This is a genomic window from Pseudomonas sp. NPDC089996 (assembly GCF_044748405.1).
In the GTDB taxonomy this organism is placed as follows: Bacteria; Pseudomonadota; Gammaproteobacteria; order Pseudomonadales; family Pseudomonadaceae; genus Aquipseudomonas.
Window position 1 is genome coordinate 1 of the sequence record NZ_JBIVGA010000032.1, and the last position, 3,408, is coordinate 3,408.

Annotated in this window: 2 protein-coding genes and 2 pseudogenes; all 4 read left to right on the forward strand. The window is 56.1% G+C overall.

Annotated elements, in window-relative coordinates:
• Positions 1-1,287: pseudogene (locus ACIPW4_RS27095) on the forward strand (type IV secretion protein Rhs); the annotation flags it as partial.
• Between the two features lie 49 nt (positions 1,288-1,336).
• Positions 1,337-1,573: a hypothetical protein gene (locus tag ACIPW4_RS27100; RefSeq protein ID WP_400663704.1), complete on the forward strand. Its 237-nt coding sequence runs from the start codon at positions 1,337-1,339 to the stop codon at positions 1,571-1,573.
• Entirely contained in the window at positions 1,570-2,013 is a 444-nt protein-coding gene (locus ACIPW4_RS27105) for an Imm26 family immunity protein (protein WP_400663707.1), read from the forward strand. The genes ACIPW4_RS27100 and ACIPW4_RS27105 overlap by 4 nt, the downstream gene beginning before the upstream one ends.
• Positions 2,014-2,280: 267 nt before the next feature.
• Positions 2,281-3,408 (forward strand): annotated as a pseudogene (locus ACIPW4_RS27110) (type IV secretion protein Rhs); the annotation flags it as partial.

Below are 3,408 nucleotides of genomic sequence, written 5' to 3' on the forward strand. Positions count from 1 at the left end.
GAGCGTCAGCACCTGGTGGCGGTGACCGATGCGCTGAACCAGACCACCTCGCTGGAGCGCAAGCCGGACGGCGAAGTGCTGCGCATCAGCCATCCAGACGGCACAAAGGAAAGCTTCACCTACAACGTCTACGGCCAGGTGCTCAGCCACACCGACGGCAAAGGCCAGACCATCCGCCTGATGCGCACCGCCCGCGGCTTGCCCAGCAGCCGCGAGGATGCCAAGGGCCAACGGGTACGCTACGAGTACGACAAGGCCGTGCGCCTGACGGCGCTGGTCAACGAGAACAATGCGACGTACAGCTTTGCCTACGACGCCTCGGACCGGCTGAGTGAAGAGGTGCGGGTGGACAACCTGACCCGGCGCTTCAGCTACAACGTCGGCGGGCATCTGACCCGGCTGGATGAGATTGGTTACGGCGAAAATGCCGAGAGGCCGGAGCGGCATACGCTGTTCGAGCGTGACTCTATTGGCCGCTTGATCGCCAAGCTCAATAACGACGCGCAGCAGCGATTCATCTATGACGACGGTGACCGGTTGCTGAGCATCGAGCGGCAACCGACCGGAAGCGGCAAGCGGCTCGGGGTGACCGAAGAAAAGCTGGCGTACGCCTATGACGTGTTAGGCCGACTGACCCAGGAAATCACGCCCGACGGAACGCTAGGTTACGAATACGACCCGCTCAGCAACCTGACCACGCTGACCCTGCCGGATGGGCGCAAGGTCAACCACCTGTACTACGGCAGCGGACACCTGCACCAGTTGAACCTGGACGGCCAGGTGATCAGCGACATGGAGCGGGATGACTTGCACCGCGAGGTCTACAGGACCCAGGGCAAGCTCACCAGTTGCTTTGGCTATGACGCCATGGGACGCAAGGCCTGGCAGTTCGCCTCGACCTTGCCCGCCGACAAGCTTTCGCAGGTGCACAACACCGGCATCAACACCTCGCTGCTTGTGGAGCATGCCTACAACCCGATCCACCGCCGTTACCAGTACGACCCGGCCGGTGAGCTGGTGCGCACCCTCGACAAGCTGCGTGGCGAGCTCAAGTACGAATACGAAGCCAATGGTCAGTTGCGCAGCCGTGATACCGGCTCGCTGGTGGGTAGTGAAGAGTTCCGCTACGACGCGGCGGCCAACCGCCTGGACTTCAATGCGCGGCAGTTTGCCAAGTTCAAGGACAACCGGATCACCCATTGGCGCGATCAGGAGTACCGCTACGACCCGTGGGGCAACCTGATCGAGAAGCAATCGGGGCATAGCAAGCTGCAGCACTTTGCCTATATTAGGTGTGCATGCCGCAACACCTGGAAAATCTCATCTTGAGCAACATGTGATTTTTGATAATAATCTAACTAAGGCTGAAGCTAAATTCCTTGAGCAGAAAATCATGGATCTTAACGGTGGAGCGCTGTCCACCAACGAGGTTACCAACTTGCTCAATAGAATTAGGTCCTATAGCCCCACCAATCCTAATGCTCCTCTCTATGACGTGGCTGGTCATAGTCCGAGCTGGGGAGGTGATGTACTGTCAGATGCCCTGACTAAAATGAAAGGTTTAGGTTTATGACTGGAGATCTAACAATGCACAATGGCGATTATTTTTTGATCCCAATGGAGGATGGTAGGTCCGCTATCGGACAAATCATCTGGTTAGGGAGCGAGAGTAAAGAGCAGAAATTTAAAAAAGTCTTCGCCTTTGGAGTGCTATCTGTGGGTGATGGCAAGGTCATCCCTGAAGGTGAAAAATTTTTGAGCTTTGAAAATTATAGAGGAGTTTTTACCGTAATTTTTACTGCATTCGATAAGCTTAAGTCTGGTGAGTGGAAAGTGATACGTTCTGGGACGTTTGCCGATTCTTCTTGGGGTGACTTTGAGTTTAATATGGCAGGTACGTTGTATCGACGAGGGCAGGTTGTTAGAATCCTAGATATCGATGAGTATCAAAATCATCTGCTTATGAGTGTCTCAGGATTCGCTCTCGTTGAACGGTATTTACAACAATATTGATGTGTGTGATTTAGTGGCTGCTTAAAGTCTCGCGCCGGTGCTTTAAGACTTATAGGTCTAGTGGTTGTTGCTCGTTGCTAATGTTGAATTGCTGCAAATAAGATCTTTAACAGTATGTTTTTATGAGGTGGCTGCCAATCATTTGGCACTCGCCTAACTTTTAGGTTTTCTCAATTAATTCAGAGGGCGATTCTTGAGCAGATTGTAAGCAAGCACGTAGTTCAATATGGCGGTTTGTACATTTAGTCTGGGAAGCCGACCCACCAACCCTTGGGTCGCAAGATCAGCTACAAGCACTTCCGCTCCACGCCACTGGTCACCGAAACCCGCTTCCCCGACGGCAGCGTCTGGCAGGTGCGATACGACGAAAAAGGCAACCTGGTTACCGATATCGACATACTTGTGGTGGAATGCCTACGCGCAGGTCGAGCGTTTCGAGGATTGTTCCGGCAAAAGCACCTGCTACCGCTACGACGAACGCCAGCACCTGGTTGCCGTCACCGATGCGCTGAACCAGACCACGACCCTGGAGCGCAAGCCCGATGGTGAAGTGCTGCGTATCAACCATCCGGACGGCACGGCGGAAACCTTTACCTACAACACCCTTGGCCAGGTACTGAAGCACACCGATGGCAAAGGCCAGACCACCTACCTGCAACGCACCTCGCGCGGCCTGCCCAGCAGCCGCCAGGATGCCAAGGGCGAGTGGATTCGCTACGAGTATGACAAGGCCCTGCGCCTGACCGCACTGGTCAACGAGAACGGCGCGGCCTACCGCTTTGCCTATGACGCATCGGACCGCCTGAGCGAAGAGGTGCGGGTGGATAACCTGACTCGGCGCTTCGGCTACGACGCGGGCGGGCATCTGATTCGACTGGATGAAATCGGCTATGGCGAAAGCGGCGAGCGCCCGGAGCGCAACACGCTGTTCGAGCGCGATGCCATTGGCCGCTTGATGGCCAAGGTCAACCGCGATGCCCGGCAAGATTTCGCGTACGACGAGGCCGATCGGTTGCTGAGCATCCAGCGCCACCCAACAGGCACTGGCAAGCAGCTGGGCATTACTGAGGAAAAGCTCGCTTACAGCTACGACCTGCTAGGCCGATTGACGCAAGAGCTGAGTTCCAGCGGCGCACTCGATTATGAATACGATGCGCTCAGCAACCTGACCACCCTGACGCTGCCGGATGGCCGCAAGGTCAACCACCTGTACTACGGCAGCGGGCACCTGCACCAGTTGAACCTGGACGGCCAGGTGATCAGCGACATGGAGCGCGACGACCTGCACCGTGAGGTCTATCGCACCCAAGGCAAGCTCACCAGTTGCTTTGGCTACGACGCGATGGGGCGCAAGGCTTGGCAGTTCGCCTCGACCTTGCCCGCCGACAAGCTCTC